The following is a 23679-nucleotide window of genomic DNA, read 5'->3' on the forward strand; positions in this document are numbered from 1 at the left end:
TGACGACGACGAAATTCCGACGCTAACTCCACCATACCGCAGACTGGAAACCGCTCTACCGGCGCAAGACCGGATGGCGACAGGGAGACGAGGCCATCATGAAGAAATTCGAACTGCTTGCCGCATCCGCCCTCGCCATGACGGCCGCCATGCCCGCCGCCGCACAGACGGGCGCTACCACGTCCGCGCAGAATACGGCACCCACCATTGGGCCCGGACAGGAAGCGACCTCGGCGCAGAGCATCGATCCCAATGCCGCGTCCGCCGATACGGGCATCCAGGACATCGTCGTCACCGCGCAGCGCCAGTCGCAACGGTTGCAGGACGTGCCGATCGCGGTCAGCGCCTTCTCCGCCGACAACATCGAAAAGCAGCAGATCGTCAATCCGATCGCGCTGCAACAGTCGCTGCCCAGCATCACCTTCACCAAGACGGGCTTCACCACCTCCAGCTTCACCATCCGCGGCATCGGCGATCTGTGCGTCGGCGTGACCTGCGATCAGGCGACCGCAATCCACGTCAACGATATGCCGCTCGCCACCACGCGCCTGTTCGAAAGCGAATTTTTCGACCTCGAACGCGTCGAAGTGCTGCGCGGGCCGCAGGGCACGCTGTTCGGCCGCAACGCGACGTCGGGCGTCGTCAACTTCATCACCGCCAAGCCCGATCTCAGCGGCGTCCATGCCGCGGGCGAATTCGAATACGGCAATTACGATTCGAAGCGCGCGAAGGCGATGTTCAACCTGCCGATCACCGACACGCTCGGCATCCGCGTTGCCGGCACCTATCTGAAGCGCGACGGCTATACCTTCAACACCTATGACAACAGCCGCATCGACGATCGCGATCTGTATGCGATCCGCGGCACGCTGTCGTGGGAGCCGTCGTCCGACACGCGCATCGACCTGATGGGCTATTATTTCCGCGAAAAGGACAATCGCAGCCGCATCCAGAAGCAGCTGTGCCATCGTGATCCGACCGGCGTGTTGGGCTGTCTGCCCGATACCAAGAGCTATGAGACGACCAACGGCCTCTCGACGCTCGCCGCGGTGCTGACCTCGACCGAATTCTTCAACGTCAACAACCCCGCGCTCGGCCGCTTCGCGCTGCAGAGCCTGTATGGTGCCGACCCGTACGCCGGCGTCGTCAACCCCGCCGACGTCCGCACCGTGCGGCTCGACTATCGTCCGACCTATTTCGCGGACGAAGAGCAATATATGGTCAAGGTCTTCCACGATTTTGGCCCGGTAAACCTCAACATCACCGGCGGTTACACGCGCAATTCGGTCGACAGCACCGTCGACTATAACCTCGCGGTCGAGGCGCCGCTGGCGAACAACGCCGGCCTTGCCAACCTCAATGCGCTGGGCCGCGCTGGATCGCCCTTCGCCTTCCTCAACGGCGTGCGCCAGACGCTGATCCCCAACGGCCCGGCGGGCGGCGTCTGCCAGTCGGCGTCCGACCCCAACAATGTCGGCGTGTACGGCGGCAATGCGATCGGTTGTTTCCCGCAGAGCCTCGACTTCGACCGGTCGCGTATCCAGAACCGCCAGTTCTCGGCCGAAGCGCACATCGACAGCAAGTTCGACGGCATGTTCAACTTCCTGCTGGGCGGCATCTATCTCGACAGCCTCAGCAAGAATAACGACTATTTCGTCAATGCCTTCGGCCTCGATTACGCCTCGGGTATCCTGGGCGCGGCCTCATCGGCGGCGATCCCGGGCGTGGGCGGGAATGCCTTCCTCTCGACGCCCTTCTACCGCAATGACTCGCCGCGCTTCCGCCTGAAATCCTATGGCATTTTCGGTGAAACCTATTTCGAATTCAGCAAGCGTGCCAAGCTGACGCTGGGTCTGCGCTACAACCATGACGACAAGTTCGTGCAGGCACGCAACCTGACGCTCAACGTGCTGACGCCTTATGGCGCGCAGGGCATCCAGAACGGCTTCAACTATGCGCAGGTCGATTTCGACCCGACGACGCCCGGCATCCAGGATTATGCCCGCCGCAACGTGTCGTTCGGCCGCCTGACCGGCCGCGCGGTGTTCGATTACAAGATCGACGACAACAAGCTGCTCTACGCCTCCTATTCGCGCGGCTATAAGTCGGGCGGCATCAACCCGCCGGTCGCGGCCAGCTTCTCGGTGCCGACCACCTTCACGCCCGAACAGGTCGATGCGTTCGAAATCGGGTCGAAGAACACGTTCCTGAACGGCGCGCTGCGCCTAAACGTCACTGGCTTCTACTATAAGTACAAGGGGCTACAGCTCAGCCGCATCGTCGCGCGCACCGCGGTGAACGACAATGTCGACGCCAATATCTACGGCCTCGAAGCCGAAGCCATCGTCGCACCGATCCCGCGCTTCGTCGTCAACATGAACGCCAGCTACCTGCACACCGAAATCACCGGCAACAAGGCGCTGATCAACCCGCGCCTGCCCTCGGGTGGCCGGACGGACACGGTGATTATCAAGGATATCACCAATGCCTCCAACTGCGTCGTCATCCCCAATGCGGGCGGCGCAGCGGTGTCGAACGGCTTCGTAACCGCGGTGAACCGCGGCATTGGCCTGCAGGGGCCGACGTCGATCTCCGGCACCGGCACGACCGGCGCCTTCGGCATCTGCTCGGTGCTCCAGGCGCAGGCGGCCGCAACGCAGACCCCGGTGACCGTCACCGATGGCGTGCCGGTCGGCCTCAACGGCAACACGCTGCCGCAGGCGCCGACGTACAAATGGTCGGTGGGCGCGCAATATACGATGGACTTCGGCAGCGGCTGGAGCCTCGTCCCGCGTGCCGACCTCAATTACACCGGCAATTTCTCGGCGAGCGTGTTCAACATGAACATCGATCGCGTGCCGGGCTATGAGGTCGTCAATGCCCAGGTGCAGCTCAATGCGCCGGACGACCGCTTCTACCTGCGTGCCTTCGTCCAGAACCTGACCAACAACAATGCGATCACCGGCCAGGCGGTCGCCGATCAGTCGTCGGGCCTGTACACCAACATCTTCACCATCGAACCGCGCCGCTACGGCGCGGCGGTAGGCTTCAAGTTCTGACGTTCGATCCGCTCACGCGGATGTACGGTGCCGGCCCGCTCCCCCTCCCGGCCACCCATCAGGATACCGTGTGGGCGGCCGGGAGGGGGAGCGGGCCGGCACCGTACCTGATCCAGCTAGGCTGGATCAGCAACCAAGGCGCAACCCTTCGCCCCGCCAAGCGCTTGATCGCGCACCACGCAACGGAGGCGATCATGGCAGACCTGAAGAAGGGCGACGAAGTGACCTGGAAGAGCCATGGCGGCACCGCCCATGGCACGGTCGAAAAGAAGCAGACGAGCGACACGACGATCAAGGGCCACACCGTCCGCGCGTCGAAGGACGACCCGCAGTTCATTGTAAAGAGTGACAACGGCGGAAAGGCAGCGCACAAGGCGGACGCGCTCAAAAAGGCGTAACGTTTCAACGCCCCGGGCTGGACCGGGCGCAAACAGGAAGGAATGCGATGGCTACTGCACCCAAGACCGGCGGCATCCACGCCCCCGTGCAGCCGTCTCCCGAGCTGGGAGCGGTCGTCGGCAACGAGAAGCTGCCGCGCAGCCAGGTGATCAGCAAGGTGTGGGAATATATCAAGTCCAACAACCTGCAGAACCCTGAGAACAAGCGCGAGATCCTCGCCGACGACAAGCTGAAGAAGGTCTTCGGCAAGGACAAGGTGACGATGTTCGAGATGAACAAGTACATCTCGCAGCACGTCAAGGCGTAACCCCGCCTTCCCCGAATCGGGAACATCGCGCCCTCATGCGGCCGGCGATGTTCCCGATCGGTTTGGATAACGTGACGGGTGCGGGGCTGTTACAGCCCGCGATTGCGGAGGTTGTTCCGCAACATCGGCAACGGCAACAGCGCAGCCAAAATCACGCCGTCACCCCGGACTTGGTCCGGGGTCCACCGAGCCGCAGAGACGGCATCAGAGAAGATGGGCTAGAAAAAGGTCTGTCTCAGCCACGCGAATAAGCCGTCATCCCAGCGAAGGCTGGGATATCCCGGTTAAAGCGCGCGTCGATAGCCGCACGAGACCCCAGCCTTCGCTGGGGTGACGCTTCTACTAAAAGTCTATCAGAGCGAAATCAGGCACCAACCGCCGGCCAGCGTCACCGCGACCGCGCGTACCAAAACCGCCCGGTCAGCCCCTCAGCGCGACCGCGCCGGAACGAACGGCAGGGCGATCACCGACGCGATAATCATCAGCGCACCGGCCAGCACGTACAGATAAAAGCTCAGCGGACGCATGGCTTACAGCTCCGCCGTGGCGATGGCGCGCATCGTCGTCAGAATTGCCGAAACTGCACACGTCATGTCGATCTCCCGCCCCCGGAATACCGCCAGTTAGCCGTAAAATGTGGCCATAATTTTGCAGACCGGCACATGGGGACGGCCGGCGACGCGCGCAACCCTGCCCGCCCCGTCCGCATTCGCGCCTGACTACCGGGCGAAGCGCCTTACTTCTTGCGCTTGAAATCCACGCTGACGACGTTCGACCCGTCTTCGGCCGGCGTGACGGTGGGGCCGTCGTTCTCCGCCTCGTCATGCGGTTCGGGGCCATCGTCCGGGCCTTCGGTCGCCTGGAAGCGCAGCTCGAAATTCACCGCCGGATCGTGGAAGCCGGTGATCGCCGAATACGGGATAACCAGCTTCGAGGGCACCTGGTTGAACGACAGGCCGACCGAGAATTTCCGGTCGTCGACCAGCAGGTCCCAATAGCGGTTCTGCAGGACGATCGTCATCTCGTCCGGGAAGCGTTCGATCAGCCGTTGCGGGATGTCGACACCCGGCGCCTGCGTCTTGAACGTGATGTAGAAGTGATGTTCGCCCGGCAAGCCGCCCGAATCGGCGACGGAGCCGAGCACGCGTCCGACGACGGCACGCAGCGCCTCCTGGACGATTTCGTCATACGGGATCAGGCTATCGGGCAGGCCGTCGGTCATGACCCCTTGGGTAGCGCGATCGGCGGCGGGGTCAAGCCGCCACGATGGCCCATCAAATTTGTGTGTGACGACATGCACTCAACCGTCCTATGGGGCACGGCCATGCGCACCGCCACGATCAACCGCTCCACCGCCGAGACGCGGATCGACGTCACCGTCAACCTCGACGGCACCGGCGTCTACAGCATCAAGACCGGCATCGGCTTCCTCGATCACATGGTCGAACAGCTCTCGCGCCACGGCCTGATCGACATCGACCTAAAGGTCGACGGCGACCTGCATATCGACGGCCACCACACCGTCGAGGATTCGGCGCTGGCGCTGGGCCAGGCGATCGCCAAGGCGCTGGGCGACAAGCGCGGTATCCGTCGCTACGGCGACGCGCTGTCGCCGATGGACGAAACGCTGACCCGCGTCGCGCTCGACATTTCGGGGCGGCCGTGGCTGGTGTGGAAGTCTGGCTTCACGATGCAGCGGCTGGGCGAACTCGACACCGAGCTGATCGAACACTGGTTCCACAGCTTCGCGCAGACCGCCGGGCTGACGCTGCACGTCGAGACGCTGTATGGCAGCAACAACCATCATATCGTCGAGAGCGCGTTCAAGGGCCTCGCCCGTGCGCTGCGCACCGCGGTCGAGATCGATCCGCGCAAGAGCGACGCGATCCCGTCGACCAAGGGTGTGCTGTAATGGGGGGCATTTCGTGAGCGAGCCCTTCGCCCGCCCCGGCACGACGCTCTGCATCGTGTCGCTGACCTATGGCGCAGACCTCGACGCGATCGACGCGGCGATGAGCGATCATGTCGACTGGCTGCGTGCCTGCTATGTCGAGGGGCGCCTGATCGCCTCGGGCCGCAAGCAACCGCGCACCGGCGGCATCGTCATCGCGATCGGCACACGCGCGGAAGTCGAGGCGATGGTGTCGCTCGACCCGTTCGTCGCGCGCGGCCTAGCCACCGCCGACATCACGCCCTTCACCGCCAGCATGGCGGCGCTGCCGCTCGAGGATATGCTGGCGTCATGAGCATCGCGCTGATCGATTACGGCGCGGGCAACCTCCACTCGGTCGAAAATGCCCTTCGCGCGGCCGGCGCCACCGACCTCATCGTCACCGCCGACGCCGATGCGGTGGCGAAGGCCGACCGCATCGTCCTACCCGGCGTCGGCGCGTTCGGCGCCTGCGCCAGCGCCCTGCGCGCCGTGCCCGGCATGGTCGAGGCACTCGACCGCCGCGTGCGGGCGGAGGGCGCGCCCTTCCTCGGCGTCTGCGTCGGCATGCAGCTGATGGCGGACGTCGGCGAAGAGATGGGCGACCACCGCGGTCTCGGCTGGATGCGCGGCCGCGTGCGGCGGCTCGAGCCCGGTACGATGGAGGCGAAGGTCCCGCACATGGGCTGGAACGATGTCGTCCCGACCGGCGATCACCCGCTCGTCCCCGCGGGCGAGGCCTATTTCCTGCACAGCTACGCCTATGAGGGCGAGGACGTGATCGCGACCAGCGACCATGCCGGCCCGATCACCGCCGCCATCGCCCGCGACACGATGCTGGGGCTGCAATTCCACCCGGAAAAGAGTCAGCGCTACGGCCTGGCGATGCTCGAAAGGTTTCTCGCATGGCGGCCGTGACCATCGGCCTGACCGTTGCTGCGACGCCGTCATCCCAGCGAAGGCTGGGATCTTCTCCGACTTGGCGTTGCCCTTTCCTCATGAAGACCCCAGCCTTCGCTGGGGTGACGAAATCGCGGAGCGCCGCATGACCCTCATCGTCTTCCCCGCCATCGACCTCAAGGGCGGCCAGGTCGTCCGCCTCGCCGAGGGCGATATGGACCGCGCCACCGTCTATGGCGACGATCCCGCTGCACAGGCGCTGCTGTTCGCCGATGCCGGCGCGCAGCACCTGCATGTCGTCGACCTCGACGGCGCCTTCGCCGGCGAATCGGTGAATGGCGAGGCGGTGCGCGGCATCGTCTCCGCCTTTCCGGGCCATGTTCAGCTGGGCGGCGGCATCCGCAACCGCGCCAGCGTCGAACGCTGGTTCGACCTCGGCGTGTCGCGCGTCGTCATCGGCACCGCCGCGCTCGAGGATCCCGATTTCGTCCGCGAGGCTGCCCGCGACTTCCCCGGCGGCATCGTCGTCGCGGTCGACGCCAAGGACGGCATGGTCGCCACCAAGGGCTGGGCGGATGTCTCGACGACCAGCGTCGTCGACCTCGCCCGCCGGTTCGAGGATGCAGGCGTCGCCTCGCTGCTGTTCACCGACGTCGGCCGGGACGGCCTGCTGAAGGGCTGCAACGTCGACGCGACCGTCGACCTCGCCCGCGCCGTCTCGATCCCCGTCATCGCCAGCGGCGGCGTGAAGGGCATCGACGACATCCACATGCTCGCGGTCCACGCGGCTGACGGCATCGAAGGCGTCATCACCGGCCGCGCGCTCTACGACGGCCGCCTCGACCTCGCCGCCGCACTCGCCGTGGCGCAGGCGGCGTGATGATGTTCGCGCGAAGACGCGAAGACGCTAAGGTGGCGCGCGCGTGGCCGCGTCATTCCACCGCAGCAGGCGGCCAGCCGTCTCCCGATCGCGATTGCAGAGCGGCGCGTGGCCAAGCGACCGGACCTCTTCGCGTCTTCGCGTCTTCGCGCGACCATCACAGGCCATCCGCATGACCGTCCGCGCCCGCGTGATCCCCTGCCTCGACGTCGCCGACGGCCGCGTCGTGAAGGGCGTGAACTTCGTCGAACTGCGCGACGCCGGCGATCCGGTCGAGCAGGCGCGCGCCTATGACGCCGCCGGTGCCGACGAACTCTGCTTTCTCGACATCACCGCCTCCCACGAAAACCGCGGTACGATCCTCGACGTCGTACGCCGCACCGCCGCGGTGTGCTTCATGCCGCTGACCGTCGGCGGCGGCGTGCGCACCGCCGACGACGCCCGCGCGCTGCTGCTGGCGGGCGCGGACAAGGTCGCGGTCAACTCCGCCGCAGTCGCCCGCCCCGAAGTCGTCGCTGACATCGCCGAACGCTTCGGCAGCCAATGCTGCGTCGCCTCGGTCGACGCGCGCCGGGTCGGAGAGCGCTGGGAGGTGTTCACCCATGGTGGCCGCCGCCCGACCGGCATCGACGCGATCGAGCACGCGCTGCGCCTCGCCGATCTCGGCGCGGGCGAGCTTCTCGTCACCTCGATGGACAAGGATGGCACCCGTTCGGGCTATGACCTCGATCTGGTTCGCGCCATCGCCGACCGGGTCAGCGTCCCCGTCGTCGCCTCGGGCGGCGTCGGCGGCCTCGACGATCTGGTCGCCGGCATCCGCGACGGCCACGCCAGCGCCGTGCTCGCCGCCTCGATCTTCCACTTCGGCGAGGCGAGCATCGCTGACGCGCATAACGCCTTGGCACAGGCGGGAATTCCGGTCCGCCGGCCGATCCTCGCTTAGCGTTTCCGCAAGGCTTGACCGCTATACAGGTCAGCCATGTACACCATTTCCTTTCGGCATGAGTGCAACCTGCTGGATATCCAGTGGCAGAAGCTGTTCGATCTGGCCGGCGTCGAACGCTATGCCACTGAATTGGTGGACCGGTTCCGCAAGGAAGGCTTCACGAGCGGCTATCGCCTGCGGATCGACATGGGCGCCTGCAGCGTCCAGCCCGTACAAGCCGCGGCGGCGATCCACGAACGTCTGGCCGGCTTCCCCCGCGCCAGCCGCATCGCCATCGTCACCGCCAGCGCGATCACCCGCCTTCAGGTACAGCGCTTGATGACCCAGCCCTATCTGCGCATCTTCGACACCGCCGAGGCATCATGGGACTGGCTGACCGCGCCGGACGCGGCCGCCACGGTATGACGTCGCTTGCTCTGCTGTCGGTCGCCGGGGGCCATTCCGGCACCGTCCACCGCCGCACCGGCCCCGAATGGTCCGACATCGCGCTGTTCGTCGTCGCGGCGCTCGGCCTGTGGCTCGTCCGGCGCGCGCTGCGCCGCCGCTTTGCGCATCGCAACGCCGACAAGGATTGACCCCGCCCCCTCCCCCGCGCCAAGCGGGGCACATGGACCCGCTCGACCGCCTGGACGCCACGATCCGCAGCCGCCGCGATGCCGATGCCGGCACGTCGTACGTCGCCAGCCTGTTCGCCAAGGGCCGGCCAAAGATCGCGCAAAAGGTCGGCGAAGAAGCCACCGAAACCGTCATCGCCGCTTTGGCGGAGCCGGACAAGCTGGCGTCCGAGGCGGCGGACCTCGTCTTCCACCTGCTCGTCCTGCTCGCCGACGCCGGCCTGTCGCTGGACGACGTCCGCGCCGAACTGACGCGGCGCGAGGGCGTATCGGGCCATGTCGAAAAGGCCAGCCGGTAACGCCGCCGACACGCGGATCGCGCCTCATCTCCCTCGTCACCCCGGACTTGATCCGGGGTCCCGCTACCTCCAGCGGCAGAAAGAAGCGGGATCCCGGATCCAGTCCGGGATGACGAAATGGAGAAGCCCGCCGTAACGACGCGAGGCTCGATCACCCCCCACAACCCGGCTACACAGGCCCGCAGGAGGACCCCGCATGCCGATCGACGCCACCCTGCCCTATGACGACCAGAACGTCTTCGCGAAGATCCTGCGCGACGAAATACCGTCGAAGCGGGTGTACGAAGACGATTACGCCGTCGCCTTCCACGACATCGCGCCCGTCGCGCCCGTCCATATCCTGGTGATCCCCCGCGGTCCCTACGTCTCGTGGGACGATTTCAGCACCCGCGCCTCCGATGCGGAGATCGCCGGTCTCGTCCGCGCGGTGGGGCATGTCGCGCGCGAACACGGCCTCGTCGCCCCGGGCTATCGCCTGCTCGCCAATATCGGCGTACATGCCGGGCAGGAGGTGCCGCACCTCCACGTCCACCTGTTCGGCGGCGCACCGCTGGGCCCCATGCTCGCCCGGTAACGCCATCCACCTGCATTAAGGGGATTGCCTCCGTTTCATTTGAGACTAGCATCCCCCCCTTCACCATGCGGCGGCGCGCTCAAGACGCCACGCACCTGGGGGGATACGCTACATGATATTCGGGCGCGTCAAACCACTCGACGCCATTCTCGCCACGGCCGAAAAGAAGGGCCTGCATCGCTCGCTCGGGGCCTTCCAGCTCACCATGCTGGGCATCGGCGCCGTCATCGGCACCGGCATTTTCGTGCTGACCTCGGAAGCCGCGCAAAAGGCGGGGCCGGGCATGCTGCTCAGCTTCCTCGTCGCCGGCTTCATCTGCGCGGTCGCCGCGCTCTGCTATTCCGAACTCGCCTCGATGGTGCCGGTGTCGGGCTCGGCCTACACCTACACCTATGCGGTGACGGGCGAGATTCTCGCGTGGATGGTCGGCTGGGCGCTGATCCTCGAATATGCGGTCGGCGCCAGCGCCGTCGCGGTCGGCTGGTCGAACCACGCGGTCGGCCTGCTCAACGGCATCGGTTTCCACGTGCCCGCCGCGATCAGCAACGCCGACGCGCTGATGGCGCATATGTATCTCGCCTTCGGTGCGGAGCCCAGCGCCGACCTGACGCAGGCGATGGCGACGGGCGGCTGGGTCAACGTCCCCGCGATCATCGTCGTCTCGTTCGTCACCTGGCTGCTCATCATCGGCACCACCGAAAGCGCGCGCGTCAATGCCGTGCTGGTCGCGATCAAGATTGCCGCGCTCACCGCCTTCGTCGCGCTGACGATCCCGGTGATGCAGGCGGATAATTTCAATCCGTTCCTGCCCACCGGCATCGGCAATCCGTTCAGCTCGTCGGGCCTGGGCGTGCTGGGCGCGGCCGCCTCGATCTTCTTCGCCTACGTCGGCTTCGACGCCGTCTCGACCGCCGCGGAAGAAACGAAGAACCCGCAGCGCAACGTGCCGATCGGCCTGATCGGCAGCCTCGCGATCTGCACCATCTTCTACATCCTCGTCGCCTCGGGCGCGATCGGGGCGATCGGCGCGCAGCCGGTCACCTCGCTCGCCGGCAAGGTGCTCTCGCCCGGTACGCCGGAGATCGCCGGCCGCTGCGCCGCGATCGTTGCCAGCGGGGCGCTCGAACCGCTCGTGTGCTCGAAGGAAGCGCTGGTCCACGTCCTCGACGTCATCAACTGGCCGATGATCGGCCGCCTCGTCGGCCTCGCTGCGGTGCTGGCGCTGCCGTCGGTCGTGCTGATGATGATGTTCGGCCAGACGCGCATCTTCTTCACCATGGCGCGCGACGGTCTGCTGCCGAACAAGCTCGCCTCGGTCCACCCGCGCTATCGCACGCCGCACGTCGTCACGCTGATGACCGGCGTCGCCGCAGCGGTCGCAGCGGCGATCCTGCCGGTCGGCAAGCTCGCCGATTACTCTAACGCCGGTACGCTGTTCGCCTTCTTCATGGTGGCGATCTCGGTGATGGTGCTGCGTCGCACCGATCCCAGCCGTCATCGGCCGTTCCGCACGCCGGCGGTCTATGTCGTCGCGCCGCTCGCGATCATCGGCTGCGTCGTGCTGTACCTGTCGCTGCCGCTGACCGCCAAGCTGGTGCTGCCGATCTGGGGCCTCATCGGCCTCGTCATCTACTTCGGCTACAGCCGCAGCCGGTCCTACGTCGGTCGCGGCATCATCGACGTCGTCGACGATGCGTCGATGCAGCCCGAAACGGCCCGCAAGCTCGACTGATCGGTTCGCCGGTCACACAAAAAAAGGCCGGGGGAGCGATCCCCCGGCCTTTTTGTTTGTGGGTAGAACGGAAACCGGGCCGGCGGCGGACGCCCTCGGCCCGGCGTGGCCTACGCCGCCAGCCGCGTCATCCAGCCCTCGGCATGCGCGAAGGCGGGGGCGTCATCGACGTCCAGCCAGTCTAGGTCGCTGCAATCCACCACCTGCGCCCGGTCCTGCGCGGCGAGGATGCGCACGCCCTCGGTCAGCGACGGGCTGTCGAGGCCGGCGAGCGCATCGAAGAACGCCTGCCCCACCGCGAACACGCCGGTGTCATAGCAGTCGTGCGGCTCCAGCTCCTTGCCGATCGCGACGATCCGGTCGCCGCGTGTCGCGACGCAGGTGACGTCGAGCGGATCGACCCAGGGATGTCCCAGCCGCCGGTCGATGCCGAGCCGCAGCCCCTCTCCCGCACCTGCGCGGGCAAGACGCCGATAATGGCGCGGCAGCACCAGATGATCGCACATCGCCATCACCGCCCCCTCAGGCCCAACCAGCGCCCGCGCGGCAAGCGCGCTGACGCCGTTGGGCTGGTGGAAATCGGTCATCACCGTCAACACCTCGACCGGCCAGTCCCGGCCGGCGAGGTGCGCGGCGATCGCATCGGCGCCATAGCCCAGCGTGACGATCACGCGCGTCAGGCCCGCCGCCGCCATGCTGTCCAGCGCATGGTCGATCAGCGCCCGGCCCGCCACCGGGCACAGCGGCTTGTACGGCGTGACCGAGCGCAGGCGCGTGCCCTGACCGGCGGCGAGCAGCAGGCCCGTCGTGATCATCAGGCGGCCTTGATGAAGTCCTCGACCGCGATCTGCGCGAGATCGTCGGTCATCTGGTGGCGCGGATGCTTGCAGAAATACGCCGAGGCCGGGTCGATCACGCCGGCGATGCCGCGGTCCTTGGCGATCGCGGCACAGCGGATCATGTCGATCGCGACACCGGCGGAGTTCGGCGAATCCTCGACCGACAGGCGCAGTTCCAGGTTCATCGGCACGCCGCCGAACAGCTGGCCTTCCATGCGCAGGAAGCAGACCTTGTTGTCGTTCTGCCAGGGCACATAATCCGACGGGCCGATGTGGACGTTCTCGTCCTCCAGCCGCTCGGCCGCGACCGACTGCACCGCCTCGGTCTTCGACACCTTCTTCGACGCCAGGCGGCGGTGGTTCGACATGTTGAGGAAGTCGGTGTTGCCGCCGGTGTTGAGCTGATAGGTGCGGTCGAGCTTGACGCCGCGCTTGGCGAACAGGTCGGTCAGCACGCGGTGAACGATCGTCGCGCCCAGCTGTGCCTTGATGTCGTCGCCGATGATCGCGACGCCGGCATCTTCGAACTTCTTCGCCCATTCGGGGTTCGACGCGATAAAGACCGGGATGTTGTTGACGAAGGCAACGCCGGCTTCCAGCGCGCATTCGGCATAGAATTCGGTCGCTTCCTGGCTGCCGACGGGCAGGTAGTTCATCAGCACGTCGGTGCCGGATGCCTTCAGATCGGCGACGACCTGTTCCTTCGTCGGCTGCGTGTCGTTGGCGACCACGAACGTGCGGTCGTCCTTATACTCGCTCATATGGTCGGCGACGCCGTCGAGCACGGCGCCCATCTTCACGACGGTGCCGGTCGCGGGAATGTTGGCGGCGAAGACCGCGGTGCAATTGGGCTTGGCAAAGATCGCCTCGGCGACATCCTTGCCCACTTTACGCGCATCGACGTCCCAGGCGGCGACGACCTTGATGTCGGAGGGCTTATAGCCGCCGACTTCCCAGTGCATCAGGCCGACCGTGTCGTTCGTGCCTTCGCGATAATATTCGAGTCCCTGGACAAGCGAGCTCGCGCAATTGCCGATGCCGACGATGGCGATGTTGATGCTCTTCATGAATGACCCTGTTCGCTGGATAGAAGGATGGAATGCGGCGCTTGGCCGTGGACGAAGCGGCGCTCGACGCGCCGGTGACGGAGCAGGCCGATCAGACAAATGGCCGACAGCGGGCCGATCTCGACCCACCAGAAAATACGCGGATTGCCGATCAGGCAGGCGAGGCAGATCGTCCAGACGCGGACGTTGGCGGTGAGCAGCGATTGGAGGCGCATCACCGGCACCGCGGCGGCGGCATAGGCCGCACCGAAGGCGGCGCGATCCTCGGCCGCACCGAAGCGGCGTTCGAACGGCATCGAGATGCGGTCGACGCTGCCCGCGACGCTGTCATAGACGCGCACCAGCCACGGGCCGGTCGGGACCGGCACGCTCGACAGCGCCTCCCCGCGTGCCCGGCGGTGGAAACGGGCGCGCTCGCCCTCGTACAGGCTGGATTGCACCGCATGGCAGGCGCCCGCCGCAATCGCGAGCGCCCAGCCACCGGCCGTGCCGACGGTATAGGCGAGCGAAAGGTAGATCAGCGCGAAGACGCCGTGATCGCACAGCCCATCCAGCGTCCGCCCGAGCGCGCTCGCGGTCCGCGTCGCCCGCGCGATCATGCCGTCGAGCCCGTCGGCGACCAGCCAGGCGACCGAGAAGGCGAGGCCGACCAGCGCCATCAGCGGATCATGCCATTGCGCATAGGCGAAGGCGGCGATCGTCCCGCAGGCGAGGCCCGCAAGCGACACCGCATTCGCCGACACGCCGTGCCGCAAGGCAAGGGGGAGCAAGGCGTGCGACGCGGGGTGGATCAGATAGAGGTTGGATGGGTCCTCGATCCGGCGATCGCGTGAGCCATCCCGGGGAGGCGGTGTCATCAGGGCTTCATATTGCGCCCGTATGATACCGAAGGCAATATTCTACGGAACGTTTCGGCGCAGTTCGTTCAGCCATACTGACGCAGTGCCATCCGACGGCGCCCGCCAATCGCCCCGCGGGCTAAGTGCCCCACCCGCCGACACTTTCGGTCCATTGGGGATTGCGGACCGTTTGAACTGGCTGGTCTGGAAGAAGCGAATCAGAAAACGCTCCAGCCAATATTTGATCGTGGGCAGGTCGTAGGCGACGCGCGCGTCGGCCGGAAAATCCTCCGGCCACCCACCCTGCGCTGCATCGCGCCACGCATGCCAGGCGAGGAAGGCGATCTTCGATGGCGCCAGCCCGTGGCGGATCACGTAATGCACGAAGAAGTCGTTGAGCGCATAGGGCCCGATCATCGATTCCGTCGATTGCATCGCGCCCGTATCCGCGTCGGCGGGTACCAGTTCGGGCGAAATCTCCTGCGCCAGGATCGTCGCGAGGACGGCATTAGTCGCCGCGTCATACTGGCCCGTCCGGATGCACCAGCGGATCAGGAACTGGATCAGCGTCTTCGGAACCCCGGCGTTGATCGCATAATGGCTCATCTGGTCGCCGACGCCATAGGTGCACCAGCCAAGCGCCAGCTCACTGAGGTCGCCGGTGCCCAGCACGATGCCACGGCGCTGGTTTGCCAGACGGAAAAGGTAATCGGTTCTGAGGCCTGCCTGCACATTCTCGAACGTGACATCATAGACCGCCTCGCCGTTGGCAAAGGGGTGGCCCATGTCGCTGAGCATCTGACGCGCGGCGGGACGGATGTCGATCTCGTCAGCGGTGCAGCCCAGCGCGCGCATCAGCGCCCAGGCGTTGCTTTTGGTCGCGTCGCCAGTGGCGAAGCCCGGCATGGTGAAGCCGAGAATGTCGCTGCGCGGCCGCCCCATGCGGTCCATCGCCTTCGCCGCGACGATCAACGCATGCGTCGAATCGAGCCCGCCCGACACGCCGATGACAAGCGTCTTGGAACCGGTGGCCGACAGCCGCTTCACCAGCGCCTCGACCTGGATGTTAAAGGCCTCGTAGCAATCCTCGTCGCGGCGGGCGGGATCGTCGGGTACGAAGGGGAAGCGGCGGATGCGGCGGTCGAGCCCGGTGTCGCCGTCCCGCGCACCATGCGTGAAGCCGATTCGACGGACGCCGCGCTCGGGGTGCCCCGCCGCGGCCGCGCTGTCGTTGAACGTGCCGTTGCGCAACCGCTCCTGCACCAGCCGCTCGCAATCGATGTCGGCTGTGACGAGCTCGGCCGCGTTCGAAAACCGGCTCGATTCGGTCAGCAACTCGCCCAGTTCGTAGATCAGCCCCTGCCCGTCCCAGGCGAGATCGGTGGTGCTCTCACCCGGCCCCGCGGCGGAATAGACATAGGCGCAGGCGGCGCGCGCGGATTGCGCGGCGGCCAGCAGCATGCGTTCGCGCGCCTTGCCGATGACGATGTTGGAGGCGCTGAGGTTGCAGCAGATCGTCGCCCCCGCCAGCGCGCCCATGGTCGACGGCGGCGTTGGCGCCCAATAATCCTCGCAAATCTCGGCATGCACGACGAAGCCCGGCAGATCCTCCGCCGCGAACAGCAGGTCGGTGCCGAACGGCACATCGGCGTCGCCCAACCGGATCGTCAGGCCGGTCAGGCCCAGCCCCGGCGCGAACCAACGCTTTTCGTAATATTCGCGATAGTTGGGCAGGAAACTCTTGGGCACCACGCCCAGAATGCGCCCGCGATGCACCGCCACCGCGCAATTGTAGAGCCGCCCGTTGCGGACCAGCGCCGCGCCGACCAGCAGCAGCGGCGCGCATCCTGCGGTCTGTTCGGCGAAGGCCAGCACCGCCGCGTCGCTGGCGCGTTGCTGCGCCGATTGCAGGTGCAGGTCGTCGAGCGCGTAGGACGTCAGGTTGAGTTCGGGAAAGACCACGCAATCCACGCCGCGCGCATCCGCCTCCCGCGCCATCGCGACCGCCGCATCGACGTTCGCGGCGATATCGCCGACGCTCGCGCGCGGCGTCGCGGCCGCGACGCGGACCATCTGGTGGGCGTGGATCGAATGAAAGCGCTGGGTCATGGTGGTAAGGCTAGCCGCTGTGAGGAAGGGGGGCTAGCGGCAACGGCTCGTAAGCCGGGGCGATCCGGCGATGTTAAGGCGATTCCCGCCAACGTCGCGCCCCTCCCTCGTCACCCCGGGCTAGACCCGGGGTCCCGCTTTTCCCCACCCAACGGAAGGCGAAGCGGGACCCCGGCACGTCGGCCGGGGTGACGGAAGGAGGCCCTACTTCCCCCCCTCGCGCCGGGTCAGCGCCGCCACGCAGCTTGCACGGTCGATCGTGCTGCCATCGGGCTCGCGTGCGTCGAGATAGGTGACGCGGGGGCCCTCATTCTCCTTCGGGTACAGATAGGCGTCGAGCACGCAGATCGGCCCGGCGAATTGCAGCTTGCGCGCCGCACCTTCGCGAATATCGGCATCCGGCTGGCCGAACAGGCGGACGAGTCCCGCCGCGTCCTGGCCGATCACCCGCTCCAGCCCGGCGCTGGTATAGGGCACGACCGGGCGGCTGACCGTCGGCACGACCGCCCCCGGTGCGGCGCACGCGCCCAGCCCTGCCGCGAGCGCGAGGCTCAAGATCGTGCGCGTCCTCATGCGTGTCCCCCTCGCCCCCCGTGGAACAGGTGCGTCGCCATTGCCGCGCCCAGGATCGGCGCGAACAGATTGGCGAGCGGAACCACGAACAGTCCCGCGACGGCAAGGCCCAGCACGAACCGCTGGCCGCGGGTCGCCTTGCGCCAGCCCCGCATCGTCGCATCGTCGATGTGCCGGCTCGCCACCATGTCGCCGAGGTCGCGCCCCAGCAGCCAGCCATTGACCAGGAAAAAGGCGATCGCCGGCCCGATCGCGGTGAACAACAGCGCCAGATAGACGGGCGTCATCACCAGATTGATGCCCAGCGCGCGCACCGCCGAGGCCAGCGCCATGCGCCCCGAACGCACGATGCCGACGTCCCGCGCGACGGCATGCGCGGCAGGATAATGACGCGCCTCGACCGCCGCGACGATCGCGTCGCCGAACAGACCGATCACCGCGATCGCGACGACGCGGAACAGCAGCCAGGCGGCAACGACGAACACGACCACCGTCAGCGCCCCCGCCAGCCCGTCGCCCAGCGTCGCGCCCAGATCGGCGAAGGCAGCATGCAACCCACCGAACAGCGCCAGCCCGAGCAGGACGAAGATCGCCACCGTCAGGGCCAGCGATTTCGCCAGCACCCGCAAAATCGCGGCATCGCCAAGCTGGCCGAGCGAGAGGGTGAAGGCGCGGAGCATGAGACGTGGGGTGGCGTGTAGGGACGGGGGCGTCAACGCTTGGCGTGTTAAGGGTCGCCACATTCTCTCGGTCACCCTGAGCGTGATCCGCAGAGACCTATGGAGGTAAGCGCCCCGACGCTCGTGCGCGCACCCAAGCCAAACCCTCTCCGTCACCCCGGACTTGTTCCGGGGTCCACTCTGCGGCGAGGGGGACGGTGGGAGCCTCCGGCTATTCCCCCGCGGCCCGGTGGACCCCGGACCAAGTCCGGGGTGACGGCCGGGGTTAGCCCCCACCACCCCGCGTTGCGCGAAACCGCGCACGCCCCTAGGGAGCGACATCTGACTTTTCCGGAGCTGCCCTTGTCCCACCCCACCTATGACGTCGTCGCGATCGGCAATGCGATCGTCGACATCCTCGCGCAGGCCGACGACGCGTTCATCGAGTCGATCGGCGTCGCCAAGGGCTCGATGCAGCTGATGTTTTCGCCCGAGGATGCCGACGCGCTCTACGATCGCATGGGTCCGGGGCGTGAGGTATCGGGCGGATCGGCGGCGAACACCGTCGCGGGCATCGCGGCGCTCGGCGGCCGCACCGGCTTCATCGGCCAGGTCGCCGACGATCAGCTGGGCGAAGTGTTCGCGCACGACATCCGCGCGGCGGGCGTCGCCTTCACCACCGATGTGCGTCCCGGCCAGCCGACCACGGCGCGCTGCCTGATCTTCGTGACGCCGGACGGCCAGCGCACGATGAACACCTATCTCGGCGCCTCGCAGTTCCTGCCGGCCGCCGCGCTCGATCTCGGCATGATCGAAGACGCCGCGATCCTGTATCTCGAAGGCTATCTGTGGGACCCGGAAGAGCCGCGCGCCGCGATGCGCGTCGCGATCGAGGCCGCGCGGAAGGCGGGCCGCAAGGTCGCCTTCACGCTGTCCGACGTCTTCTGCATCGGTCGCCACGGCGGCGACTTCCGCAGCCTGATCGCCGATGGCCTGATCGACATCCTGTTCGCCAATGAGGGCGAGCTGACCGCCCTCGCCGAGACCGAGAATTTCGAGGCCGCGGTCGCCAAGATCGCAGCACAGGTGCCGACGCTGGTGGTGACGCGCGGCGCGCATGGCGCCTGCGCGCTGCAGAACGGCGCGCGTGCCGAGGTCGCCGCGGAGCCGATCGAGCGTGTCGTCGACACGACGGGTGCTGGCGATCTGTTCGCCGCCGGCTTCCTGCACGGTCAGGCGCAGGGCAAGGGCCTGGAGGAATCGCTGAAGCTCGGTGCGATCTGCGCCGCCGAGATCATCAGCCACTTCGGCGCGCGTCCGAACGTCGACATGAAGGCGCTGGTGGCCGCCAAGCTCGGCTGATCGCGTCTGTAGACGTATCGAAGGGAGGTGCCGGTCGGCGCCTCCCTTTTTCGTGCGCGAAACGGCGCGACAGGAGGACGCCGGTCAGCCGCGACGGGGTGTCACCGTGCGTCGATGCCGATCGTGGCGGTGAACCTCACGCTGCATTCTGTTTCGGCACCAGCCGCAGTCCGCGTGCTCTCGCCTGATCTGCCAGGAACGCGCCCACGTCCGCCTCGCGCAGCGGCTTCGCGAAGAAATAGCCCTGGATCAGGCTGCACCCCATGTCCTGCAGGATATCGAGCTGCTCCTGCGTCTCGACGCCCTCCACCACACAGCTGAGCGACAGATCGCGTGACAGCGCGCTGACCGAGCGCACGATCTTCTGGCTTGCCTCGCTGTCGGCCAGGTCGCGCACGAAACTGCCGTCGACCTTGATCTTGTCGAGCGGCAATTTCTGGATCTGGCTGAGCGACGAATAACCCGTGCCGAAATCGTCGAGCGAGATCCGCGTGCCAGTCGCCTTCAGCCGGTGGATGTTGGCCAGGGCCTCGTCCAGATTCATCATCAGCGCGGTTTCGGTCACCTCGAACTCGACGCGGTGGGACGGCACGCCGCTCCGCTCCAGAATCTCGATCAGGCGCGTCACCTTATCGGCGGCGACAATGTCATGGCCTGACAGGTTGAACGAAATGCCCACCTCGTCCGGCCATTGCGTGATCGCGCGCAGCGCCTTGTCGAGCAGCACCGGGGTCAGCGCCGAGATATACCCGCATTGCTCGGCGACCTGGATGAACTTGCTCGGCGATACCGACCCGAGCACCGGGCTGTCCCAACGCGCCAGGCATTCGAGCAGCAGCGTGGTATCCCGGCTCGAATCGACGATCGGTTGGAATTGCAGATACAGCTCCGCCTCCAGGTCGGCGGCACGCAGGGTGCGCTCCAGCAGTGCCGCTTCGCGGACGTCACGCTCATGCTCCTCGCTGAACACGACCGGCTTCATCCGGCCCGTCCGCTTGGCGTGGAACAGCGCGTAATCGGCACGTGCGTACAGATCGTCGCCGCTGTCGGCCATGCGGGGGAAGGCTGCAAAGCCGATCGAACAGCCAACCTGCAGGCGCAGTTCGCCGATGCGGATCGACTTGCCCACCTCGGCGATGATCGATTCGCCGATGCCGAGCAACCGGGTCTCGTCCTGTTCGTTCGCGATGATCAAAGCGAATTCGTCGCCGCCCAGGCGATAGACGTCGGCGATGCCGGCCAGCGCCTGCTGCAACCGTTCCGCCATCCCGCGTAGCAGCCGGTCGCCGACGACATGGCCATGGCTGTCGTTCACCGACTTGAACCCGTCGAGGTCGATGATGCCCAGCGTCAGCGGCTGCCCGCTGTCCCGCGCGACGGCGAGCGCCTTGTCCAGATCGTGGAAGCAGCTGCGGCGATTGCCGATCTCGGTCAGCATGTCGGTGTTGGCGATGCGGAAATTCTGCTCGCTCAGCGCCTCGATCTCCGCCGTCTTGATTTCCAGCGTCAGGCGCGAGCGGACCAGTCGGACGAAATCGTTGAAATTGTGGTTCGCGACATAGGCGAGGCCCGCGACACCGCCAGTCAGCAGCGTCACCACGCCCCAGATATGCGTGCCCGCGCCTGATGCGATCAGCAGGACGCCGACGACACAGCTGATCGCCGCGAGGACCGATGCAACGCGGACATGCTGCAACCCGAACAGCACGAACACCATCTGGCCACCCATGCACAGCGCCAGCAGCAGCCGCATGTCGGACGTTGCCCATTGCGCAATCCAGACCTGCCACGCGACCAGCAGCGACATACCCAGCGGCAGCTCGATGCTGACGAGCCGCATCGTACGCTTGCATTCGTCGGTGGAGGGGATCGCGTTGCGCCGCCGATACAGCAATGCGTACCAGAACAGGCCCTTGGGGACGAGGTACAGCACCGGGAAAACCGCCCACGCCCACCATGGCGCCACCATCGAATGCACCGCCGCGACGGCGGCCGTATCCGCACACAAGGCGATGAACATCGCGGTGCAGACGCGGGACAGCGCCTCGAAACTCGCCTGCTCGACCGATTGGCCTCGAACGTAATCCTTGGTCATCGCACCTTCCCCATGCGGCCGGGGTAGCAATCCAAGGTAAACGGTCCGTCTAGATTGGACCGTTTTTGACAAAAATTATCGCTACGGGTCGAAGTCGCGAACAAGGCAAGGGAATGGCGATGGTGTCGGCTGGGCCTGCACTCGCTTCGACAGCATCGCCGTGCGCCGCTACAGCGGGCCAACCTCTCTGCACGAGCCGACATGCCGCGTCTGATTCTCTTCAACAAACCCTATGACGTGCTCAGCCAGTTCACCGATCGTGGCACGCCGGCGGAGCGCGTCACGCTGTCGCGCTTCATCGACATACCCGGCGTCTATCCCGCCGGCCGGCTCGACCGTGACAGCGAGGGGCTGTTGCTGCTGACTGACGACGGCCGCCTCCAGGCGCGCATCGCCGATCCGAAGTTCAAGCTGCCCAAGACCTATGTCGTGCAGGTCGAAGGCGTGCCGGACGCCGCCGCGCTCGCCGCGCTGCGCACCGGCGTCGTGCTGAAGGACGGCCCTACCCGCCCCGCCGAGGTGGAGGCGATCGACCCGCCCGACCTGTGGCCGCGCACGCCCCCGATCCGCGTGCGCCAGGCGATCCCCGATCGCTGGCTACGCCTCACCATTCGCGAAGGCCGCAACCGCCAGGTCCGCCGCATGACCGCCGCCGTCGGCCATCCGACGCTGCGCCTGGTGCGCTGGCGGATCGGCGACTGGACGCTCGACGGCCTTGCACCGGGGGCATGGCGCGACGCCTGACGTCACCCTCGCCAAGGCAAAAGCGTCATCGCAGCGCAGGCAGGGATCTCCCGCGCTCCCTGCCCCGCGCTACGACCAAGAGATGCCAGCCTGCGCTGGCATGACGTTCCTCACCACAACATACCCCCCTAACCGCCCAGCATCGCCAGCTGCCCCCGCACCACGTCGAGGTTATGCTGGGCGAGGTGACTGCCCCGCCCCGCGACGCTGCCCTCCAGATCGGGCCGCTCGCCGATCGCGATCGCCCGCTCCCATGCCCCGCTCGCCAGCGGCAGCCACTGGTCGACCGCCCGCGCCGGATCGGCGATGGCATGATCGAGCAGCAGGTCGCCCAGCACGAAGAAGAAATCCGGCGACGCCGCCCAGCGCGGCATCTCCGCCTCGGCCAACGCCATCGCATCGCCCAGCCGCCCCGCCTTCGCCAGCGCCGGAATCGCGCAGGTCACCAGCTCATGCCGCCAGCCCGCGTCCGGCGGCGTCACCGCCACCGCCTGTGCATAGCCTTCCGCCGACGCCGCACCGTCGCCGCGCATGTCGGCATCCTTGGCGATCTGGTACAGCAGATACGCATCGCCCGGCCGCCCGGCGAGCTCCGCCAGCAACAGCCGATGGTTGCGATCGCGCTTGCGGGCAATCTGCGCCGTCCGATAGCCGTCATGCCCGATATGCAACCCGGTCCGCACCCGCGGCAAAGCGGAGGCGACCTGCTCATGCACCCGCCCCTCGAACCGCACGCCGCGCGGCAGCACCCGCGTGATCCAGCTCCGCGTCGTCGTCGCGCCCTCGCCATCGTCGCTCAGGACGCACGCCCGCCCCAGCCGCTCGCCAGTCGCGCACCAGTCCCGCAAAGTCTCGCCGCCGGAGACGATCCACTCGTCCGCATCGATCACCAGATGCCAGTCCGCATCCGCCAGCCCCAGCGCATGGTTGCGCGCCGCAGCAAAATCGTCGGGCCAGTCGAGCCGATGCACCTCCGCCCCGCAACCCTTTGCGATCGCGACGGTATCGTCGACCGACCCGGTATCCACCACCACCATCCGATCGACGAACGGCGCCACGCTCGCCAGGCACCGCGCGATACACCGCGCCTCGTCCCGCACGATCAGGGTCGCGGCGATGGTTGGGGCGGGCATAAGGGATCTTTCGCTGGCGGGCTTGTGCCGCTTGTCGCATGCGATGGTTAACGACTTCCGACGTGCCGCCCCATCAGCATCACCGCGACATCGCCCCGCGCCCGAAGGCTCAAAATCAACAGATACGGCAACAGAAACGCCGCCCCGCCCAACAGCGCCACGACGCCGAGCAGGCAGCCCGATGGCGTGAAGCCATTACGCCACGCCGTCCACAGCGCCGACAGCATCAGGAAACACATGAAATCGGCGTTGAACTGGCCGGGCCATGCGCCGCGCGCGATGTCGCCGAAAAAGATCGGGATCAGGTTCAACCCGTGATCGCCGATGACGGTCACCGTATAGGCGATCAGCGCCACCCAAGCCACGATCAGCAGTGTGCGAAAGGCGAGCATATATCCTCCGACGGCGATGCCTCGACCGGGGATGATGAGCGACCAGGGCCGCTCCCGCAATCCTGTCCCCCTGTCCTACACGCCCCCGATCCGCTATGATCCCGCCATGCTTCGCGCCCTCCGCTCGCCCGCCCGTCCCACGGCGGCCCGGCACGAGGGACATTTCCGAACAATACGTATCGTCCACTTCGTCCACTTCCGCGCATCCCGACTCGGGCGCCGGACCC

25 protein-coding genes are annotated in these 23679 nt (G+C 66.8%); 15 read left to right on the forward strand and 10 right to left on the reverse strand.

Annotated elements, in window-relative coordinates:
- Positions 1–98: 98 nt before the first annotated feature.
- The 3 genes from ACGVWT_RS14865 to ACGVWT_RS14875 all read left to right on the forward strand — a co-directional run bounded on the left by ACGVWT_RS14865 (position 99) and on the right by ACGVWT_RS14875 (position 3765).
- A complete protein-coding gene (locus ACGVWT_RS14865; RefSeq protein WP_394427034.1) occupies positions 99–3059 on the forward strand; it encodes a TonB-dependent receptor in 2961 nt (986 codons plus the stop codon).
- Positions 3060–3253: 194 nt separating this feature from the next.
- Positions 3254–3457, forward strand: a complete 204-nt coding sequence (locus ACGVWT_RS14870) for a DUF2945 domain-containing protein (protein ID WP_024310300.1) — start codon at positions 3254–3256, stop codon at positions 3455–3457.
- A 47-nt stretch (positions 3458–3504) separates the two neighbouring features.
- Positions 3505–3765 carry an SWIB/MDM2 domain-containing protein gene (locus tag ACGVWT_RS14875; protein ID WP_116462706.1) on the forward strand — a complete coding sequence of 87 codons (261 nt, stop codon included), beginning with the start codon at positions 3505–3507 and terminating at the stop codon, positions 3763–3765.
- Between the two features lie 736 nt (positions 3766–4501).
- On the opposite strand, the gene ACGVWT_RS14880 is transcribed toward ACGVWT_RS14875, so the two are convergent.
- Complete coding sequence (locus tag ACGVWT_RS14880) at positions 4502–4987, reverse strand: SspB family protein (protein WP_017979362.1); 486 nt, start codon at positions 4985–4987, stop codon at positions 4502–4504.
- A 102-nt stretch (positions 4988–5089) separates the two neighbouring features.
- On the opposite strand from ACGVWT_RS14880, the gene hisB reads away from it, so the two are divergent.
- The 10 genes from hisB (at position 5090) to ACGVWT_RS14930 (ending at position 11640) form a co-directional block, all read left to right on the forward strand.
- Complete coding sequence (hisB, locus tag ACGVWT_RS14885) at positions 5090–5677, forward strand: imidazoleglycerol-phosphate dehydratase HisB (protein ID WP_241891113.1); 588 nt, start codon at positions 5090–5092, stop codon at positions 5675–5677.
- A gap of 13 nt (positions 5678–5690) precedes the next feature.
- On the forward strand, positions 5691–6011 hold the full coding sequence (locus ACGVWT_RS14890) for a YciI family protein (RefSeq protein WP_315462919.1): 321 nt from the start codon (positions 5691–5693) through the stop codon (positions 6009–6011).
- Complete coding sequence (gene hisH, locus ACGVWT_RS14895) at positions 6008–6613, forward strand: imidazole glycerol phosphate synthase subunit HisH (protein ID WP_315462920.1); 606 nt, start codon at positions 6008–6010, stop codon at positions 6611–6613. The genes ACGVWT_RS14890 and hisH overlap by 4 nt, the downstream gene beginning before the upstream one ends.
- Before the next feature lie 127 nt (positions 6614–6740).
- A complete protein-coding gene (hisA, locus tag ACGVWT_RS14900) occupies positions 6741–7475 on the forward strand; it encodes a 1-(5-phosphoribosyl)-5-[(5-phosphoribosylamino)methylideneamino]imidazole-4-carboxamide isomerase (RefSeq protein ID WP_315462921.1) in 735 nt (244 codons plus the stop codon).
- A 172-nt stretch (positions 7476–7647) separates the two neighbouring features.
- The gene (gene hisF, locus ACGVWT_RS14905; protein WP_315462922.1) at positions 7648–8418 is read left to right on the forward strand and encodes an imidazole glycerol phosphate synthase subunit HisF; all 771 of its coding nucleotides are present in this window, start codon (positions 7648–7650) and stop codon (positions 8416–8418) included.
- 36 nt (positions 8419–8454) lie between these two features.
- Positions 8455–8826, forward strand: coding sequence for an STAS/SEC14 domain-containing protein (locus ACGVWT_RS14910; protein ID WP_315462923.1), 372 nt, complete (start codon positions 8455–8457; stop codon positions 8824–8826).
- Positions 8823–8996: a hypothetical protein gene (locus ACGVWT_RS14915; protein ID WP_165800932.1), complete on the forward strand. Its 174-nt coding sequence runs from the start codon at positions 8823–8825 to the stop codon at positions 8994–8996. Before ACGVWT_RS14910 ends, ACGVWT_RS14915 begins: the two co-directional genes overlap by 4 nt.
- A 32-nt stretch (positions 8997–9028) precedes the next feature.
- A complete protein-coding gene (locus ACGVWT_RS14920) occupies positions 9029–9334 on the forward strand; it encodes a phosphoribosyl-ATP diphosphatase (RefSeq protein WP_315462924.1) in 306 nt (101 codons plus the stop codon).
- A gap of 196 nt (positions 9335–9530) precedes the next feature.
- Positions 9531–9908 (forward strand): histidine triad nucleotide-binding protein, encoded by a 378-nt coding sequence (locus tag ACGVWT_RS14925; RefSeq protein WP_315462925.1) that lies wholly within the window; start codon positions 9531–9533, stop codon positions 9906–9908.
- A gap of 112 nt (positions 9909–10020) precedes the next feature.
- The gene (locus ACGVWT_RS14930) at positions 10021–11640 is read left to right on the forward strand and encodes an amino acid permease (RefSeq protein WP_315462926.1); all 1620 of its coding nucleotides are present in this window, start codon (positions 10021–10023) and stop codon (positions 11638–11640) included.
- Between the two features lie 110 nt (positions 11641–11750).
- Here ACGVWT_RS14930 and ACGVWT_RS14935 read toward each other — a convergent pair whose 3' ends face one another.
- The 6 genes from ACGVWT_RS14935 to ACGVWT_RS14960 form a co-directional block, all read right to left on the reverse strand.
- A complete protein-coding gene (locus tag ACGVWT_RS14935; RefSeq protein ID WP_294282767.1) occupies positions 11751–12455 on the reverse strand; it encodes an NTP transferase domain-containing protein in 705 nt (234 codons plus the stop codon).
- A complete protein-coding gene (locus tag ACGVWT_RS14940) occupies positions 12455–13546 on the reverse strand; it encodes an inositol-3-phosphate synthase (RefSeq protein ID WP_116462695.1) in 1092 nt (363 codons plus the stop codon). Before ACGVWT_RS14940 ends, ACGVWT_RS14935 begins: the two co-directional genes overlap by 1 nt.
- Positions 13543–14403, reverse strand: coding sequence for a CDP-alcohol phosphatidyltransferase family protein (locus tag ACGVWT_RS14945; RefSeq protein ID WP_315462927.1), 861 nt, complete (start codon positions 14401–14403; stop codon positions 13543–13545). The genes ACGVWT_RS14940 and ACGVWT_RS14945 overlap by 4 nt, the downstream gene beginning before the upstream one ends.
- 42 nt (positions 14404–14445) lie before the next feature.
- Positions 14446–16494 carry an NAD(+) synthase gene (locus ACGVWT_RS14950; protein ID WP_315462928.1) on the reverse strand — a complete coding sequence of 683 codons (2049 nt, stop codon included), beginning with the start codon at positions 16492–16494 and terminating at the stop codon, positions 14446–14448.
- Positions 16495–16698: 204 nt separating this feature from the next.
- On the reverse strand, positions 16699–17067 hold the full coding sequence (locus ACGVWT_RS14955) for a hypothetical protein (protein ID WP_315462929.1): 369 nt from the start codon (positions 17065–17067) through the stop codon (positions 16699–16701).
- Complete coding sequence (locus ACGVWT_RS14960; RefSeq protein ID WP_315462930.1) at positions 17064–17747, reverse strand: EI24 domain-containing protein; 684 nt, start codon at positions 17745–17747, stop codon at positions 17064–17066. Before ACGVWT_RS14960 ends, ACGVWT_RS14955 begins: the two co-directional genes overlap by 4 nt.
- A gap of 342 nt (positions 17748–18089) precedes the next feature.
- Here ACGVWT_RS14960 and ACGVWT_RS14965 point away from each other — a divergent pair, with 342 nt between their 5' ends.
- Positions 18090–19088 carry an adenosine kinase gene (locus ACGVWT_RS14965; protein WP_315462931.1) on the forward strand — a complete coding sequence of 333 codons (999 nt, stop codon included), beginning with the start codon at positions 18090–18092 and terminating at the stop codon, positions 19086–19088.
- Between the two features lie 136 nt (positions 19089–19224).
- Here the strand turns inward: ACGVWT_RS14965 and ACGVWT_RS14970 are convergent, their stop codons facing one another.
- Entirely contained in the window at positions 19225–21183 is a 1959-nt protein-coding gene (locus ACGVWT_RS14970; RefSeq protein WP_315462932.1) for a bifunctional diguanylate cyclase/phosphodiesterase, read from the reverse strand.
- Between the two features lie 201 nt (positions 21184–21384).
- Here ACGVWT_RS14970 and ACGVWT_RS14975 point away from each other — a divergent pair, with 201 nt between their 5' ends.
- Complete coding sequence (locus ACGVWT_RS14975; protein WP_315462933.1) at positions 21385–21927, forward strand: pseudouridine synthase; 543 nt, start codon at positions 21385–21387, stop codon at positions 21925–21927.
- A 128-nt stretch (positions 21928–22055) separates the two neighbouring features.
- Here ACGVWT_RS14975 and ACGVWT_RS14980 read toward each other — a convergent pair whose 3' ends face one another.
- Both ACGVWT_RS14980 and ACGVWT_RS14985 read right to left on the reverse strand, forming a co-directional pair.
- On the reverse strand, positions 22056–23060 hold the full coding sequence (locus ACGVWT_RS14980) for a glycosyltransferase family 2 protein (protein ID WP_315462934.1): 1005 nt from the start codon (positions 23058–23060) through the stop codon (positions 22056–22058).
- Positions 23061–23107: 47 nt separating this feature from the next.
- Entirely contained in the window at positions 23108–23416 is a 309-nt protein-coding gene (locus tag ACGVWT_RS14985) for a hypothetical protein (protein ID WP_315462935.1), read from the reverse strand.
- Positions 23417–23679 lie beyond the last annotated feature (263 nt).

It is taken from the genome of Sphingomonas sp. S6 (genome assembly GCF_043498045.1).
Lineage (GTDB): Bacteria > Pseudomonadota > Alphaproteobacteria > Sphingomonadales > Sphingomonadaceae > Sphingomonas.

What these genes read in the sequence shown, in the direction of transcription:
- ACGVWT_RS14940 (WP_116462695.1), bottom strand. Translation starts at nt 13,546, where the DNA reads ATGAAGAGCATCAACATCGCCATCGTCGGCATCGGCAATTGCGCGAGC.
- ACGVWT_RS14935 (WP_294282767.1), bottom strand. Translation starts at nt 12,455, where the DNA reads ATGATCACGACGGGCCTGCTGCTCGCCGCCGGTCAGGGCACGCGCCTG.
- ACGVWT_RS14865 (WP_394427034.1), top strand. Translation starts at nt 99, where the DNA reads ATGAAGAAATTCGAACTGCTTGCCGCATCCGCCCTCGCCATGACGGCC.
- ACGVWT_RS14975 (WP_315462933.1), top strand. Translation starts at nt 21,385, where the DNA reads ATGCCGCGTCTGATTCTCTTCAACAAACCCTATGACGTGCTCAGCCAG.
- ACGVWT_RS14910 (WP_315462923.1), top strand. Translation starts at nt 8,455, where the DNA reads ATGTACACCATTTCCTTTCGGCATGAGTGCAACCTGCTGGATATCCAG.
- ACGVWT_RS14955 (WP_315462929.1), bottom strand. Translation starts at nt 17,067, where the DNA reads ATGAGGACGCGCACGATCTTGAGCCTCGCGCTCGCGGCAGGGCTGGGC.
- ACGVWT_RS14880 (WP_017979362.1), bottom strand. Translation starts at nt 4,987, where the DNA reads ATGACCGACGGCCTGCCCGATAGCCTGATCCCGTATGACGAAATCGTC.
- hisF (WP_315462922.1), top strand. Translation starts at nt 7,648, where the DNA reads ATGACCGTCCGCGCCCGCGTGATCCCCTGCCTCGACGTCGCCGACGGC.
- hisH (WP_315462920.1), top strand. Translation starts at nt 6,008, where the DNA reads ATGAGCATCGCGCTGATCGATTACGGCGCGGGCAACCTCCACTCGGTC.
- ACGVWT_RS14980 (WP_315462934.1), bottom strand. Translation starts at nt 23,060, where the DNA reads ATGCCCGCCCCAACCATCGCCGCGACCCTGATCGTGCGGGACGAGGCG.
- ACGVWT_RS14920 (WP_315462924.1), top strand. Translation starts at nt 9,029, where the DNA reads ATGGACCCGCTCGACCGCCTGGACGCCACGATCCGCAGCCGCCGCGAT.
- ACGVWT_RS14970 (WP_315462932.1), bottom strand. Translation starts at nt 21,183, where the DNA reads ATGACCAAGGATTACGTTCGAGGCCAATCGGTCGAGCAGGCGAGTTTC.
- ACGVWT_RS14950 (WP_315462928.1), bottom strand. Translation starts at nt 16,494, where the DNA reads ATGACCCAGCGCTTTCATTCGATCCACGCCCACCAGATGGTCCGCGTC.
- ACGVWT_RS14925 (WP_315462925.1), top strand. Translation starts at nt 9,531, where the DNA reads ATGCCGATCGACGCCACCCTGCCCTATGACGACCAGAACGTCTTCGCG.
- hisB (WP_241891113.1), top strand. Translation starts at nt 5,090, where the DNA reads ATGCGCACCGCCACGATCAACCGCTCCACCGCCGAGACGCGGATCGAC.
- hisA (WP_315462921.1), top strand. Translation starts at nt 6,741, where the DNA reads ATGACCCTCATCGTCTTCCCCGCCATCGACCTCAAGGGCGGCCAGGTC.
- ACGVWT_RS14930 (WP_315462926.1), top strand. Translation starts at nt 10,021, where the DNA reads ATGATATTCGGGCGCGTCAAACCACTCGACGCCATTCTCGCCACGGCC.
- ACGVWT_RS14870 (WP_024310300.1), top strand. Translation starts at nt 3,254, where the DNA reads ATGGCAGACCTGAAGAAGGGCGACGAAGTGACCTGGAAGAGCCATGGC.
- ACGVWT_RS14960 (WP_315462930.1), bottom strand. Translation starts at nt 17,747, where the DNA reads ATGCTCCGCGCCTTCACCCTCTCGCTCGGCCAGCTTGGCGATGCCGCG.
- ACGVWT_RS14875 (WP_116462706.1), top strand. Translation starts at nt 3,505, where the DNA reads ATGGCTACTGCACCCAAGACCGGCGGCATCCACGCCCCCGTGCAGCCG.
- ACGVWT_RS14915 (WP_165800932.1), top strand. Translation starts at nt 8,823, where the DNA reads ATGACGTCGCTTGCTCTGCTGTCGGTCGCCGGGGGCCATTCCGGCACC.
- ACGVWT_RS14945 (WP_315462927.1), bottom strand. Translation starts at nt 14,403, where the DNA reads ATGACACCGCCTCCCCGGGATGGCTCACGCGATCGCCGGATCGAGGAC.